The 14,417-nt window shown below is 54.0% G+C and carries 14 protein-coding genes; 8 read left to right on the top strand and 6 right to left on the bottom strand.

Annotation, left to right across the window (positions count from 1 at the left end; all coding sequences use genetic code 11):
• The first annotated feature begins 9 nt into the window (after positions 1 to 9).
• Together RAL90_RS14870 and RAL90_RS14865 are read left to right on the top strand one after the other, a co-directional pair.
• On the top strand, positions 10 to 1,932 hold the full coding sequence (locus RAL90_RS14870; protein WP_306252023.1) for a response regulator: 1,923 nt from the start codon (positions 10 to 12) through the stop codon (positions 1,930 to 1,932).
• A gap of 89 nt (positions 1,933 to 2,021) precedes the next feature.
• Positions 2,022 to 3,743 carry an MFS transporter gene (locus tag RAL90_RS14865; RefSeq protein ID WP_306252021.1) on the top strand — a complete coding sequence of 574 codons (1,722 nt, stop codon included), beginning with the start codon at positions 2,022 to 2,024 and terminating at the stop codon, positions 3,741 to 3,743.
• A gap of 3 nt (positions 3,744 to 3,746) precedes the next feature.
• Here RAL90_RS14865 and RAL90_RS14860 read toward each other — a convergent pair whose 3' ends face one another.
• On the bottom strand, positions 3,747 to 4,124 hold the full coding sequence (locus RAL90_RS14860) for a hypothetical protein (RefSeq protein ID WP_306252020.1): 378 nt from the start codon (positions 4,122 to 4,124) through the stop codon (positions 3,747 to 3,749).
• Between the two features lie 86 nt (positions 4,125 to 4,210).
• On the opposite strand from RAL90_RS14860, the gene RAL90_RS14855 reads away from it, so the two are divergent.
• Positions 4,211 to 5,209: an adenosine kinase gene (locus tag RAL90_RS14855; protein ID WP_306252018.1), complete on the top strand. Its 999-nt coding sequence runs from the start codon at positions 4,211 to 4,213 to the stop codon at positions 5,207 to 5,209.
• Here RAL90_RS14855 and RAL90_RS14850 read toward each other — a convergent pair.
• Positions 5,202 to 6,845 (bottom strand): CHAD domain-containing protein, encoded by a 1,644-nt coding sequence (locus tag RAL90_RS14850; RefSeq protein WP_306252016.1) that lies wholly within the window; start codon positions 6,843 to 6,845, stop codon positions 5,202 to 5,204. The two genes, RAL90_RS14855 and RAL90_RS14850, sit on opposite strands and share 8 nt — an antisense overlap.
• A gap of 104 nt (positions 6,846 to 6,949) precedes the next feature.
• Entirely contained in the window at positions 6,950 to 7,234 is a 285-nt protein-coding gene (locus RAL90_RS14845) for a hypothetical protein (RefSeq protein WP_306252014.1), read from the bottom strand.
• 208 nt (positions 7,235 to 7,442) lie between these two features.
• Between RAL90_RS14845 and hslV the strand changes: the two genes are divergently transcribed.
• From hslV to RAL90_RS14830, 3 genes are all read left to right on the top strand, one after another.
• Positions 7,443 to 8,009, top strand: coding sequence for an ATP-dependent protease subunit HslV (gene hslV, locus RAL90_RS14840; protein ID WP_306252012.1), 567 nt, complete (start codon positions 7,443 to 7,445; stop codon positions 8,007 to 8,009).
• A 73-nt stretch (positions 8,010 to 8,082) separates the two neighbouring features.
• The gene (gene hslU / locus RAL90_RS14835; protein WP_306252010.1) at positions 8,083 to 9,393 is read left to right on the top strand and encodes an ATP-dependent protease ATPase subunit HslU; all 1,311 of its coding nucleotides are present in this window, start codon (positions 8,083 to 8,085) and stop codon (positions 9,391 to 9,393) included.
• 107 nt (positions 9,394 to 9,500) lie between these two features.
• Positions 9,501 to 10,814, top strand: coding sequence for a hypothetical protein (locus RAL90_RS14830; RefSeq protein ID WP_306252008.1), 1,314 nt, complete (start codon positions 9,501 to 9,503; stop codon positions 10,812 to 10,814).
• Here the strand turns inward: RAL90_RS14830 and RAL90_RS14825 are convergent.
• Genes RAL90_RS14825 through RAL90_RS14815 form a run of 3 tightly spaced genes read right to left on the bottom strand, consistent with a single transcriptional unit; the run spans position 10,791 to position 13,304 of the window.
• Positions 10,791 to 11,354: a Smr/MutS family protein gene (locus RAL90_RS14825; RefSeq protein ID WP_306252006.1), complete on the bottom strand. Its 564-nt coding sequence runs from the start codon at positions 11,352 to 11,354 to the stop codon at positions 10,791 to 10,793. The two genes, RAL90_RS14830 and RAL90_RS14825, sit on opposite strands and share 24 nt — an antisense overlap.
• Complete coding sequence (locus RAL90_RS14820) at positions 11,332 to 12,654, bottom strand: murein transglycosylase A (RefSeq protein WP_306252004.1); 1,323 nt, start codon at positions 12,652 to 12,654, stop codon at positions 11,332 to 11,334. Before RAL90_RS14820 ends, RAL90_RS14825 begins: the two co-directional genes overlap by 23 nt.
• Before the next feature lie 5 nt (positions 12,655 to 12,659).
• Positions 12,660 to 13,304: a Tim44/TimA family putative adaptor protein gene (locus RAL90_RS14815; protein ID WP_306252001.1), complete on the bottom strand. Its 645-nt coding sequence runs from the start codon at positions 13,302 to 13,304 to the stop codon at positions 12,660 to 12,662.
• Positions 13,305 to 13,420: 116 nt separating this feature from the next.
• Between RAL90_RS14815 and RAL90_RS14810 the strand changes: the two genes are divergently transcribed.
• Both RAL90_RS14810 and secB read left to right on the top strand, forming a co-directional pair.
• Entirely contained in the window at positions 13,421 to 13,816 is a 396-nt protein-coding gene (locus RAL90_RS14810) for an FxsA family protein (RefSeq protein ID WP_306251999.1), read from the top strand.
• A 73-nt stretch (positions 13,817 to 13,889) separates the two neighbouring features.
• The gene (gene secB / locus RAL90_RS14805) at positions 13,890 to 14,417 is read left to right on the top strand and encodes a protein-export chaperone SecB (protein ID WP_306251997.1); all 528 of its coding nucleotides are present in this window, start codon (positions 13,890 to 13,892) and stop codon (positions 14,415 to 14,417) included.

The following is a 14,417-nucleotide window of genomic DNA, read 5'->3' as shown; positions in this document are numbered from 1 at the left end:
CGCACTTTGATGACGATTACCCCCACAGATATTCTGGATACGTTGAGTGAACTTGTCGTTGTCACTGACACGCAACAACGATGCCTCTATGTTAATGAAGCATGGTGCCGACTTTTCGGCGGGACTCAGACTGACTGGCAGGGCAAGGCTCTGGAGATGTTTGCCCAGAGGCCCCCAGCCCGCTTGAATGCCGTTTCTGGTGACATCGCCACACCAGGCCGCTTTGAAAACATGTTTTCCGTCAATGAACGGGTCTACTGGCTGGAGTGGCAACAAACAGATTCCGTCACGGGTCATCGCACGTTCATCGGGCGCGATATTACCGATCGCAAGGCTGAGGAGATTACGCTGCGGGCCACAGCCCGCAACGCAGAAACCGGCAATGACACAAAGATGCGCTTTCTGGCTACGATGAGCCACGAGATGCGCACGCCCCTTAATGGCATTCTTGGCATGACCGGCTTGATGATGGACACAGGGCTTGATGCAAATCAGAAAGCCTATGCCGAGGCCATTCGGGAATCAGGCTCCGCTCTTCTCGCCCTTATCAACGACATTCTGGACTATTCCAAGATTGACGCTGGTCGCATTGATCTTGAAGAGTCAGTTGTTGATCCTCTCTCGCTGGCTCAGAGTGTCGCGGAGCTTCTGTCGCCCCGTGCAGCGCACAAGGACCTTGAGATCGCAACCTATGTTGACCCCTCTGTACCGCTTCGATTGATGGCTGATGAGGCCCGTTTGCGCCAGGTTCTTCTCAATCTGGCGGGCAATGGCGTCAAATTTACCGAAACAGGCGGCGTCACGATTGAAATTCGGGCGGAGCACCACGATGAGCCGGGTGTCGAGAACATTCGCATTGATGTGCATGATACGGGTGTCGGTATTCCTCAAGAGGACCTGACCAATATCTTTGAAGAATTTGCCCAGGCTGACTCGAGCCACGCAAGAAAATTCGAAGGCACAGGCCTCGGTCTCGCCATTGCCCGGCGCATCGTCCAGGCCATGGGCGGCACAATGTCGGTCAAAAGCAAGCTGAATGTTGGAAGTGTTTTCTCCTTTACCGTGCCCCTGAAGGCCAAAACAGACCATCACAGCACGCGGTATGACTGCCAGATCCAGGACCCGGTCCTGCTGGTAACCAGTTCCACCATCCTCAAACGGATTGTCAGATTGCAGCTTGAATCAGCTGGCGTCAGACAGTTTCACGTAACCGAGGATGCCGAGGATGCTCACGCATTTTTAAGTCGCCACCGCAATGCGATCTTGTTGTGTGACCTGCCTTTCGCAGCCCAGCACGGCAAGAAACTCAGCATGGCTGCCTCCCATTCTCTTGTTCTCCTCTCCCCCGTTGCGCGTGGGCGGCTTGAGACATTCCGCCGCATTGGCTTTGACGGCTATCTGATCAAACCGATGCGCCAGTCCAGCCTGTTCAGGCGTCTGTCTGACCGGGATATCCCGCAGCAGAAAACCGAGCGCCTTGACTCGCCGGCCACCGCGCCAGCGTTCAGCCCGCAAAAATATCGCGTTCTTCTGGCAGAAGATAACCAAATCAACGCCGTACTGGCCACCGCCATCATCAAACGCGCCGGTCACCATGTGGATGTGGCGGGCAACGGCAGCGAAGCGCTTTATGCTGTTCAGTCTGCTCCTTACGACGTGGTGCTGATGGACATGCATATGCCGGAGATGGATGGCCTTGAGGCCGCCCGAAAAATTCGGGAACTCGCAGGCAGCGAGAGACATGTCCCGATCATTGCCCTCACAGCCAATGCCATGTCCTCAGATCGTGATAACTGCCTTGCCGTAGGCATGAATGATTTTCTCACCAAACCGTTCGAACCTCAGGAGTTGATCGGGCTTATTGAAAAATGGGGTCGTGCATCAGAAAGCCTCACCGCAGGAGCAGACGCCGGTCATCAGGCAAGTGCCTGACGGCCAATCCAGCCTTGTTACAGGAATAATACCTTCAAACCGCCACAAATCCGGTTACGCTCGCGAGATAACAGCAAGAAGGAACAGCCATGACTGAAGAGCTGACAGCCCCGCAGAAAAAAACCGTTGCAGGCACAATCGCCTCCTGGATCGAACCCTATAAAAGACCGGAAATGGCAGCAATGCTGCTTCTTGGCTTTGTCTCGGGTCTTCCACTCTATCTGGTTAATCAGAAAACCTCTTACTGGCTCAGGCTTGAAGGGATAGAGCGCTCAACAATCGGTTTCTTTTACTGGGTGGGTCTTGCCTATTCCTTCAAATTCATCTGGGCACCGATAATTGATAAACTGACTGTCCCGGCACTCGGCCCGGCGGTTGGTCACCGGCGCTCGTGGATGATGGTCGCGATAGCCGGTACAGTTATGGGCTTGTTGATCATCGCAACCGCTGATCCGTCAGAAAGTATCTGGCCGGTTACATTCGGTGCCATCCTGCTGGCCTTTTCCGGCGCTACTCTTGATGTGTCGATAGACGCATGGCGCATAGGATCAGCACCGACAGAAAGACAGGCCAATATGGCTGCGTCCTACTCACTCGGTTACCGGGGTGCCCTGATTTTTTCAGGCCTTGGCTTTGTGGTCGCAGATTTTGCCAACTGGAACCTGTCTTTTACCTTCATGGCACTGAGCATGGCGGCCTGCGCGTTTCTGATCCTGTTTATCAAAGAACCTGACGTCATTAAAACGAGACAAAGCACAGATCACCTGCCTCTGCTTGCAGGCCCGCCCAACGCTATCGCAGCTGGTGTAGCATTTTTCGTGATGGCCCGGATTCTTACCTGGTTCGGTATCGGAACAAATGTTGTTCAAAGCCTCTTCGTTGTTGGTGCTATCATCCTGGCGCTCGGGCCGATTATACTGCGCGCCACCAAGACACCATTCCTGAACCGCCTGATTATAATCGGGCTCGGCGGACTGTTTGTCTTCTCACGCGACCTGGTGCAGGCGCTCACCGCGTTGCCAGACGACTCCCGATGGCTGTCACTGTTTGTCATTTTGGCTAACCTGCTGGCTGTTGGCTGCCTCATCTGGCTTGTTGCCTTTGCAAATACGAAACAAGATGCAGGGAGCGAACCTGTCGTCGAAACCAATCGTGGCAAACTTTATGTTATGTTCGGCACCCCCCTGTTTCAGGTTTATGAGCGTCTGGGCCTGGTGCTTGTCCCCATTCTAGTACTTGTCATGATCTATCGATTAAGTGACTTTACCATGGGTGTGATGGCCATTCCTCTCTATGCTGATCTTGGTTATGCGCCCGCCATGGTCGGCGGCATACAGTCCGGACCCGGCGTTGCCTCCATCATCATAGGCCTGTTCATTGGCGGCATCGTAGCGCAAAAAATGGGCGTGATGCGCGCCATGATTGTGGGGGCTGGCCTTACTCTTCTGACGAACGGTGCGTATGCCTGGTTTGCGGCGACCGCCGAGACAAGTCCGGATGTCTGGCGCCTTGCGTTGGCGATCTGCGCCGATAATGTCGCTGGCGGCTTCGTGACGACCGTGTTCATCGCCTATCTTTCCAGCCTTGTTGATCCGGCTTACGCCGCCACACAATACGCACTGTTTTCGTCCCTGTACGCCCTCTTGAACAAATTTGTTGCCGGATTCTCCGGCCTGATGGCAGACGCTGTCGGTTATGTGGCGTTCTTTCTGATCACCGCCAGCTATACCATACCGGCTGCCCTGCTGGTCATTCTCGTGATGACACTGCAGGGGCCCCCGCCTGAAAGGGCTGCAGAGTCTTCTGGTTGATCCTCAGAGACAGTCCCGCAGCCGGGGGCTTGCATCTCCCGCCATCACACCCCCGACAGTTAGGCGATCAACGACACCAGTCCCGCCGGTCATCAACACATAAACCCGGCAGGTGTCCGTGTCATGACGCCGGAACTCACCAACCCCCTCGCTGCGCACAAATGTCGGATCACCGAAAAATGTCTCGAGCCGGAATACTGGCTGACCAATAAAATCAGCCTCAACCAAATCAAGCGCCTCTGCCTGATAGACATTGCCCAGCGCGCTGAATGTTGCCGACTCGGCTGTCTCAGGAGCCGCTGGCTCGGGTGGCGCACTGGAAGACGTGCACCCGGCAAGCAGAAAAAATGCGCCTACGGAAAAACAGGAAAATCTCAGCATGATCTTATGTCTCTTGTGTCTGCAAACCTGTTCCCATAGTAAGACGCGCTGGAGCCAAATGCAAAATCGAAAGAACCGGAGTTACCATGTCCCACGCCACTGACCTTGCCGCCGTCGGCAACGCCATTGTTGATGTTCTCGCCCATTGTGATGACGACTTCCTCACCGAGCACGACATCCCCAAAGGGGGTATGATGCTGATCGGCGCCGAGCACGCTCTCACCATCTACAAGGCAATGGGAGAAACAACGGAAGTCGCTGGTGGGTCTGCGGCCAACTCCACCGCCTGCCTTGCGTCACTTGGCGGGAGTGCGGCTTTCATCGGGAAGGTGGGCCAGGACAGGCTGGGCGGTGTATTTCGCAATTCCCTCGGGGACATTGGCGTGTCTTTCACAACATCCCCCATGGCAGATCACACGGCAACTGGCCGCTGCCTGATCAATGTTACGCCGGATGCAGAACGCTCCATGATGACCTTTATCGGTGCTGCCGAGCATGTCAGCGAGGCAGATATCGATGAGGCACAAATAGCCGACGCGGCAGTCTCCTATTTCGAAGGCTACCTGTTTGAACAACCCGTTGCCCGCGCTGCCATGGTTCGAGCCTGCGAGATCGCCAAGGCCAACGGCCGCAAGACAGCAATTACCCTCTCTGACAGTGGCTGCGTGGAACGCCAGCGCAATCATTTTCTGAGTTTTATCCGGGAGCATGTGGATATCGTTTTTGCCAATGAAGAAGAAGCCAAAATGCTGGCTGACACGCTCGTTTTCGAAGACGCGCCAAAGCTCCTTAACGGGCTTGCCCCATATCTGGCCCTCACACGGTCAGAAAAAGGCTCGGTTGTGGTGAGCCCTGACGGCTCGATTGAAGAAGTGCCCGCGATAAAACCTGAACAGTTAGTCGACACGACAGGCGCTGGAGATGGCTACGCGGGCGGCTTCATTTACGGGTTTGTCCGCGACTTGCCGATGGCGCAATGTGCAAGTCTCGGCAGTCTAGCAGCCTCGGAAGTCATCAGCCATATGGGACCACGCCCTCAACAGCCCCTGTCTGAACTTGCCCGCCAACAGGGTCTGATTACCTGACCGGCTCTTCGGCTATTTCGCCAGATGCATGTTCAAGCTCCTCCCAGAAAGGGGGCGTTTGCGAGAACGCGGACCAGGCCTGATAGACAATATCAGCCTGCCCTTGTAATTGCTGCGCGCTCCAGCCGATGACGAAACTCGCACCCATGGCGCGGTGCACATCCACCATCTGGTCACGACGTTCCGGAGTTGCCGCGGCGAGCGCCATTTCACGGGCAACAACAGCATCGTTCAGTACACCAAAAGCATCCTGCAGATCCGACATGGCCGAAAGATATGGCTTGCGGCGCTCCTTCTCGTATAGCGGTCTGAAAGCTTGAACCGCATAGCGGAGCTTTTTCAATTCCACGCGCAGCGGGTGGCGCGCATGAGCTGGTGCGCTCGCAAGGTCTTCCCCCATGAGATTGACCTTGCGCAGACGCTTGCCCAAAGCCTGCCGGGCATATGCTTCTGCCGGGATTTCCAGCGCCCGGCGCCCGGCGACAGGCCACCGAACAGGATCGGTCTGCTCCCGCAGATCAATACAGAGCCTGGTAAACGCGGGGGATTGAAGTGCCTGTCGCACCTTTTCTCTGGCCCAGGCGCGCTGGCCTTCCGCGCCGTGCGCAAGCGCGAGAAGAATTGCCTGATCGCTTTCTTCCAGCGTTGGCGCAGATAGAATATCTGGCAGAGTGGCTTCGATGAACACGTCCCAATCCCGAGCAACCCCCAGTATTCTTCCGTACTCTTTTGCTGCCGGAATAAGTCTGTTCAGTGCCGGGTGCTGCAACGACTTGCGGAATAGTCGCTCCAGCGAACGCAACCGGCGCAAGCCGACACGCAGCTGTTTGATGGCATCGGGCTGGCCAGCGGCGGCGGCCTGACCATTTGCGGTGACCTGCTGCACAGCCTGATCAAATGACAATCTGGCGACACTCAACGCCGACGCATCCGCTGGCAGCACCATCTTGCCTGCCTTGACCACCGGCAGCGCATTTCCTTTCAGCTTCTGGAGGGCACGCTCCTGGCCCGTGTAACCGGTAAGACTCAAGCCGGCCTCGGAACTCAGCGCACGGGCAAAGTCATGAAAGTCACTGATATCTCCACCGGCATGCACGAGAACCAGCTGCTGTTCTTCGAGACTGTCCTCAAGATTTACACCCTGGATGATTGACGTTTCGTGGATAAGACTGATCCGCGCTTCCCCATACGCGCCCGCTGAGAGTCGCTGAACGATTTCCATCTTCAAATATGGGAACAGCGCGTTCTCATGCGCACAGATAAGCGCATCCGTCGGGGCGTGAAAACCGGTCAGGACTGGGCGATCAGGCTGTGCATCACTTGCCAGCACCGTCTCTATCTCAAAAGAGAAGTCGCTTTTCAGGGCGCTTGATGGCTTGCGCTTTGTGCGCTGGGTAATACGCCCGTTGCCCTGTTCGATCACCAGACTCACATTTGAGTCACGCAGATGCCATTGCGCTGTGTCAAAATACAGTTGCCTGCTGCGGCGTGTCCGGGCGGCTTTTTGCCGAAAATCCTGCAACAATTCCAGTTCCCACAAACGGGTGGCGGCTGCCTCATCACAGGCAAAGCGCAGCTCCAGTCTGGTTGGTGAGCTTTTGACAATTCTGGAAAAAGGGGCCGTACGGTCATGCATACTGTCTTGTAACAGAAAGGGACCAGAAGTTAACGGATCGCATGACCCCGAATAAACAAAAAGAGCGCCATAAGGCGCTCTTTTCGACCACAAACTGAGTGGTCTTACATATCGTCAGACTGGCAGGCCGCGACAACTTTCGCTGCGTCCTCACCAAGCGGTTCTTCACCAGTTGGATCAAAAGCCATGAACTGTTTCATTGCCTTTTCATCACCTTCAGCCTTGTCAGCCATGCACTGGCAATCGCCAGTAGCCTGGTCAGGATACTCAGCCTGAAATGCATCACACGCTGCTTTAAGATCAAATTTTTCTGCGTGGTCATCAGCCATGGCTGTCATGCCCAGACCAAATGCAGCCGCGATTGCAGCTATCGTGGTAAGTTTTTTCATTGGAGTTTCCTTTTTCGTTTCCACCCTAACATGGTGCGGGCGAAGCCTAGCGCAGGGGGACAGTATGACAACTGCAAAATTAACTATGACAAGAAACGCTGCTGTTTTTATGGGTATGGCCAGAGGTCAGCCCTTTAATTCTTGACCTGCGCCTCTAAGTGACTAGGGACCATAGCCTGATCATTCCACACCGTACCCCGGAGAAAAAATGTCCAATTACCCCGTCATGCATGGCACCACTATTCTCGCTGTCAGAAGAAATGGCAAAGTCGCTATTGGCGGCGACGGGCAAGTGAGCCTGGGAGAGACTGTGATGAAAGGTGACGCCCGCAAGGTGCGCCGTATCGCCGGCGGCAATGTTATTGCAGGTTTTGCCGGCGCCACTGCCGATGCCTTCACGCTGCTTGAGCGCCTTGAATCAAAGCTGGAGCAGTATCCCACGCAACTGACCAGAGCCTGTGTGGATCTTGCCAAGGACTGGCGGACTGACCGGTATCTGAGACGCCTTGAGGCGATGATGATCGTCGCCGATAAGGAAACAGTCCTAAACATAACTGGCATAGGAGATGTTTTGGAGCCGGAACATCTTGGTACAGGCACCGGGAATGAGGGCGTGATCGCTATCGGTTCCGGCGGGAATTACGCCCAGTCCGCCGCTCTCGCCCTGTTTCAGGAAACAGATTTATCGGCTGAAGACATTGTCCGCAAAGCCATGGGCATCGCGGCAAAGATCTGCATCTATACCAACAACAATCTGACCATGGAAACCCTCTGACGAAAGCGTCTGTCATTTCTTCACCGTCAAAAAAATCTATGTGCCCCCTCCATCCAGCCCCTAATAGGATCGCATGACCAATTTTTCTCCTCGCGAAATCGTATCTGAACTTGACCGCTTCATCATCGGGCAGGCCAAAGCCAAGCGCGCAGTTGCCGTTGCCTTGCGTAATCGCTGGCGTCGTCGCCAGCTCGACGGTCCGCTGAAAGAAGAAGTTACGCCCAAAAACATTCTGATGATTGGCCCTACCGGTGTTGGTAAGACCGAAATTTCAAGGCGGCTGGCCAAACTGGCCGGCGCACCCTTCATCAAGATCGAGGCGACCAAGTTTACCGAAGTGGGCTATGTCGGGCGGGATGTTGAATCTATCGTGCGTGATCTCGTGGAAATCGCGATCGGCCTTGTTCGTGAGAAAAAGCGCGAAGAAGTCAAAGCCCGCGCACACGCCGCAGCGGAAGACCGGGTGCTTGATGCACTTGTAGGGGAGACCGCGACAGAAGCCACACGTGAGAGCTTCCGCCAGCGTCTTCGCGCTGGTGATCTTGATGACCGCGAGATTGAGCTTGATTTGCAGGAAGCGGGCAAGAACTCCATGCCCACACTGGATATTCCGGGGATGCCGGGTGCCCAGATGGGCATGATTAACTTGTCAGACATCATGGGCAAGGCTTTCGGCGGTCAGACAAAGAAGCGCAAACTCCAGATACAGGATGTTTACGAACCGTTGATTGCCGAAGAAAGTGACAAGTTACTGGACGACGACATCATCGTGCAGGAAGCCATTGATACAGCTGAGAATGACGGCATTGTTTTTCTGGACGAGATCGACAAGGTAGCGCGCAACAGTGACCGTGCAGGTGCAGATGTTTCACGCGAAGGCGTTCAAAGAGACTTGCTGCCACTGATTGAAGGCACAACCGTCAGCACAAAATACGGCCCCGTTAAAACGGATCATATTCTGTTTGTCGCATCAGGGGCTTTTCATCTGGCCAAACCGTCAGACCTTTTACCCGAATTGCAGGGCCGCTTGCCGATCCGCGTAGAGCTGGATGCCTTGACCCGGGATGATTTCAAAAAAATTCTGGTTGAAACAGAGGCCAGTCTCATCAAACAGTATCAGGCGCTGATGCAAACCGAGGGGCTTACACTCACTTTTCCAGAAGACGGAATTGAGGCGATTGCCGACAAGGCTGCACAAGTAAATGAGTCCGTTGAAAACATTGGTGCAAGAAGACTGGCGACCATCATGGAAAAAGTGCTTGAAGAAGTATCATTTGAGGCGTCCGATAGAAACGGCCAAACCATTGATATTACAGCTGAATTCGTGGAGGAGCACCTTGGGGACCTCGCCCGGAATGCTGATTTGTCCAAGTTTATCCTGTAGCTTTCCGGACACAGGCTTCTGATCGCCAAAGGGGTGGCGCTTTCGTTAATAAATGATAAAATCCATCATTGAATGGGGATATGCGTCAAATGGCCGATGGCTCACACATGAGAAGTTCGAACAGCAACACCGGCTTTGTTGTTTACCAGGATGAAGAATTCGGACTGGCCCATGATGTGGCCCAGGATCTTGGTCGCCCGTCACGACGCCTGACAACCGGCGATACTCTTTCGGCTCTGATCTCTCAAAAAGCAACCAAAGCCGTTGTGCCATTTGAAAGTGACCGGAACGGTTACAACACCGACGCGCTTTCAACCCTGCTGGACTTCAAGGACTGCGTTATCAAGGAAGAGCGCACCAACGAAGACCAATATCTGCTGGCGACGCCATCATTTTCCATCAATGAAATTGCACAGGCTTCATTTCCCGGCAGCAACCCGGCCAAAGGCGCATTCGGCGCTCTGCCGGTTGGCAGTGCGGCCCAGCAGTTTTACAGAAACCGTGTGAACATTGTTTATGCGTCTACGGATGCATTTGAGCGCTGCACCTCAACAATTGATGAGTTGCGCGCCAATGGCATTGATGTTCGCCGCCTGCCGGAAGGTACCTCAGCCTACAGAGAAGTCCTTGATCTCGCGAGGCGCGATCTGGACCCTGATCGTAAAGTCAAGACACAGGTGACGGAAAAAGGTCACGCCATGATAAGCGATACGACGGCGGCAAATTTCGCCAAGCCTCTTATCGGCGTGTTGCTGCCGCGCGGTGTTGCCGCCGGACTGACAGGTGGGTTCAACCCGAATACAGGGGCTGCAAACGGATCTGAGTTTAATTCAGACTACGTTGTGCTGGAAGACGGTCTGGCAGATGAAAATAAAATCATCTCCCGCTTCCTAGTACTCGAGCGCAAACCCGCACCTAAAAAAGGTGGCACGTCAAAGCCCCCAAAATTCACTACCGAGCGGGAGAAAATTATCTCGAAGCTCGACAGCATCACCGCACCCTATGCGCGCATTTTGCTGAAAGTGGATACACGCGGTGAAAAAACCGGAGACATTGCGGATATTACTGATCCACTTGTCGCCGGTGGTATCAAGTTCCGTCCGATCTACCTGCATGAGCGTCCGGAAACACTGCCTGCCATTCTCGAAATTGAAGTTGATATGATGCTGGGGGCAACGCCTCAGGCCAAGAAAGCCATTGGCACAGCATTTGAGCGGGCCTTCGCCAAGCCACGCAACCACGATCCTGTTCTGATGGCCGCTTATGGCAGCAGTTCTACGAGCTTCAGCGGCATTGTTATGCCGACACCGCAGAAAACTCCTTGGGGTCTTTATGCCTTTCTTGGTGTTTTCGCGCTGGCAATGTTCGGCGCTATCGGCTTCGGCGTATTCAAAGCCTTATCTGCTGTCGGCCTTCTTTAAGAAGACATAGAAAGCACCAGACCCGCCGTGACGCTGGTGTGCCTGCTTGATACTTGAGATATGCGGACGAAATATACTCTCCGCCCACTGCACGAACCTTTCCCGTAATATCCCTCTTGATACAGAGTAGCTGTTATCGGTGTGATCTTTCAGCCTAAAGCCCTTGCCGGTAATGACCAGCACAACCCGGTCCCCTCGGGCTTTTGACAGCAAGATAAACTGGCTCAACGCATTTTGTGCCTGATCCTGGGTCATGCCATGCAGGTCAAGAGTAGCGTCTATTTCTATCCGCCCTCTGCGAACATGTCGGGTCATGCGCGGATCGCCCGCCTCAAGCAAAGGCTGACGATGAACTGACTTTTGCGCAGATTGAGTTGTGACCTGTGCAGACAGGGGCGCCGCATATGTCTTGCGCTTCGGGAGGGGCGCGCGCGCAGCAGTCGCCGGTGTTGATGGAGGCGTAATGTGGAGGCCTTTAACAGTATCCGTTACGCGCTGCCAAAGCAGCTTCTCATCACTATTCAATGTGCGACGTTTCATAAAATCGCTCCAACCGTTCTGCCGCCGCAAGAGGCAGCAACACGAACATATGCCCTTCCTGCTTCATTTCACCGGCGACTTTGCCTGCGGCATCCCCACTGCCAACAAACAGATCACCGCGCACTGGTCCCTTGATAGCACCGCCCGTGTCCTGAGCAATGACGAGGCGCTGGTTACGCTTGCTGTCATATAACCCCTCAAAATCTATCCAGACCGGCACACCCATCCCATGATACAGGCGATCAACCGCCAGAGAACGTCCGGCCGTCAACTGCAGGCCACTGGCACCGACCGGTCCGAGCTCAGGATCAGGCAAACTGTCGAGGGAACGAAAAAACACGTATGACTCGTTCATAAACCGCAATGACTCAGCGTCCGACTGATCTGCATTTTCAAGCCACTCATATATCGCCTGCATGGACATCTTCTCTCTGGGGATCGCGCCGTTGCGGATTAACGGACCACCAATGGCCGTATAAGGATGACCATTTTGAGCTGCATATCCAACCCGCCTGATCTCACCATCAAAATCCAGTTTCCCGGACCCCTGTATCTGTAGAAACAAGAGATCATTAGGGTTCATCCATCCCAGCACCGCTGTATCCAGACCTTCTGATATGATTTCAACATGGGAAGCATACGGAACCAGTCGCCCCTCCTCCACGCGCCCGGCAATTCTCTTGCCGGCCAGATCATCGCGAAAAGCGCCAAGATCAACCATCACAAGATCATCAGGACGGGCAAGAACAGGCACAGACTCAGTTTCTGTCTTCCTGTCTGATGCCGGATACACCGGTTCAAAATAACCGGTAAAAAGGCCGCTTTGCGTGAGGCGCCCTGCTTCACCATCAGCCTCTGGCTGCAACACCAGAAAAGCCCTGAACTGCGCTTCCAGGAACTTCCTTACTGCATCGCTTGAGAGTGCAGTAAAATCAGTATCGCGACAAACTGACAACCAGTCCGAAACATATCCTGAAACAGGGAATGTCACGTTCAGTCCGGTCATCTCACTTAGATTCATGGCCTCATCTGGCGCACGGGCTGACAGTTGCTCACAGGAAAGCTCAAAGGCTGGTAACACTTCCTGTTGGGTGCCCTTGCTCCAGCCTGGCAACTCTGAAAGCGCGGTCGGTACAAAAGCGACTGGCACAGTCTTTACCGGAGGCTGATCTTCGGCTGTCGTATTTTTACCGAGAAGAAAAGCACTGAACTGAAACAGCAGCACAAAAAGTAACGCAGTAAGCGCGCAAACTGCCGTGATCTTCCAGGTGCGCAGGTCGCGGTCAGCAGTTGCGCTCATGACTTTCAGCCTGAAACTGGTGCCGTGCCACCTGTGGCCACGAGCTGCCAGTTTGGATCTTTGGATTTTACAGAGCGCGAGAAAGTCCAACGGTCATGCACACGGTCGATCCTGTTGGGATCACCATCTATAACGTCACCGGCCTCATTACGCAGTACGCGGGTCTGATTGGAGACGAAGGTTACGGTGATGTTGATAAAGCCATTCTCGATTTTCGCCTGATCCACAGAAGCGCTTTCTGTGCCCACAAACTGAAGCTCGGAAGTATGTCCCTCAGCCTCCCGCGCCTGCGCAGCATCATGGAATGCCGCGTAAACACCCGGTGCGATGAACGCTTTCACCTCAGGCAAGGTATTTGACGCAAATGACTCAACAATCATTTCATAGGCAGACTTGGCGCCGGTCAAAAATTCTTTTTCTTCAAAGTCCGGATAAACGCTGCGCACTTCTTTTACCCAGTCCGGCAGGTTGTCCGGCTCAGGCTGGGCTTTCTCTTCTAACGATTCTTCAGCTGAATCGGCTGTTTGCTGCTGGAATGGCGCAGGGGTTTCTTCCTCCGGTTCATGCCCGCCTTTACGCCCGAGAACGTTATAAAGCTGGTAACACATGATACCGGCCAAAACCGCGGTAAATATAGTGACTGGATCCATGCTCAATGTTTCCTGAAAGTCTCGAGTGCATGAGGGCTGTTAATCATCGTATCGGTTCTTATATAAGGTCTCTCGCAAAAGAACAGGGCTGTTAACATGCCAGGCCGCACGCAAAAATGATCTTTTTATTTTTACTTCTCATTGTTCTGCCAATTGCAGAAATGTTTGTGCTCCTGAAGGCTGGCGGCGCTTTCGGCGCGCTGCCCGTAATCGCTGCTGTCGTCGCAACAGCCCTGATTGGCGGGGCGATTATCAGATGGCAGGGCCTACAGGCCCTTCACAAGCTGCGCCAGAGTACTGGGAACGGCGAGGCGCCGATAGAACCTGTTGTTGACGGCTTTTTTCTTCTGATCGCGGCACCCTTTTTGATGACACCGGGCTTTATAACCGACGCTTTCGGATTTTTGCTGCTCGTGCCGCCATTTCGCCATGCCATCGCGCGTGAAGCACTCAAACGCATTCGCGCATCCATTGATTCAGGAAAAACCACATTCACCTTTCGGCAATTCTGATTGAGGGTCTTGCCGCGTCCCTTATCAACGTGTTAGCAGCCCGGCTGCGATTGCCTCATCAGAAAGAAAAATTATGTCAGACACGACACCAGCACCACAGGAAGACCAGCCTCAACCAGGCGTCTTTCGCGTTGTTAATCAGTATATCAAAGACCTCTCGTTTGAAAATCCCAACGCGCCAATCAGCGTTCAAGGTACAGGCAAGCCGGACATTGCACTTGAGGTAAACCTCGGCGCGCGTGGTCTTGGAGAAGATTTCCCTATGGGAAAAGATTTTTACGAGGCGGAACTGTCGATCAGCGCCACGGCGAAAGAGAAAGACAGTGATACTGTCATATATGTTGTTGAAACCAACTATGCAGGCCTGTTTCAGATCCAGAATGTACCACAACAGCACATTGGTGGTGTCTTGCTCGTTGACTGCCCGACCCTTCTCTTTCCCTTCGCCCGTCAGGTTGTTGCTGACGCAGTGCGCAATGGTGGCTTTACACCCCTAATGCTGGAGCCAATGGACTTTGCCGGTATGTACCGTCAGAAAGTAGCTCAGGAACAAATCGCTGCTGCACAAAATGGTACGTCGCCAGAGACAGGCAACGCCTGA

Source organism: Parvularcula sp. IMCC14364, from assembly GCF_030758415.1.
Lineage (GTDB): Bacteria > Pseudomonadota > Alphaproteobacteria > Caulobacterales > Parvularculaceae > Aquisalinus.
This window is presented reverse-complemented; position numbering and strand designations above follow the sequence as displayed.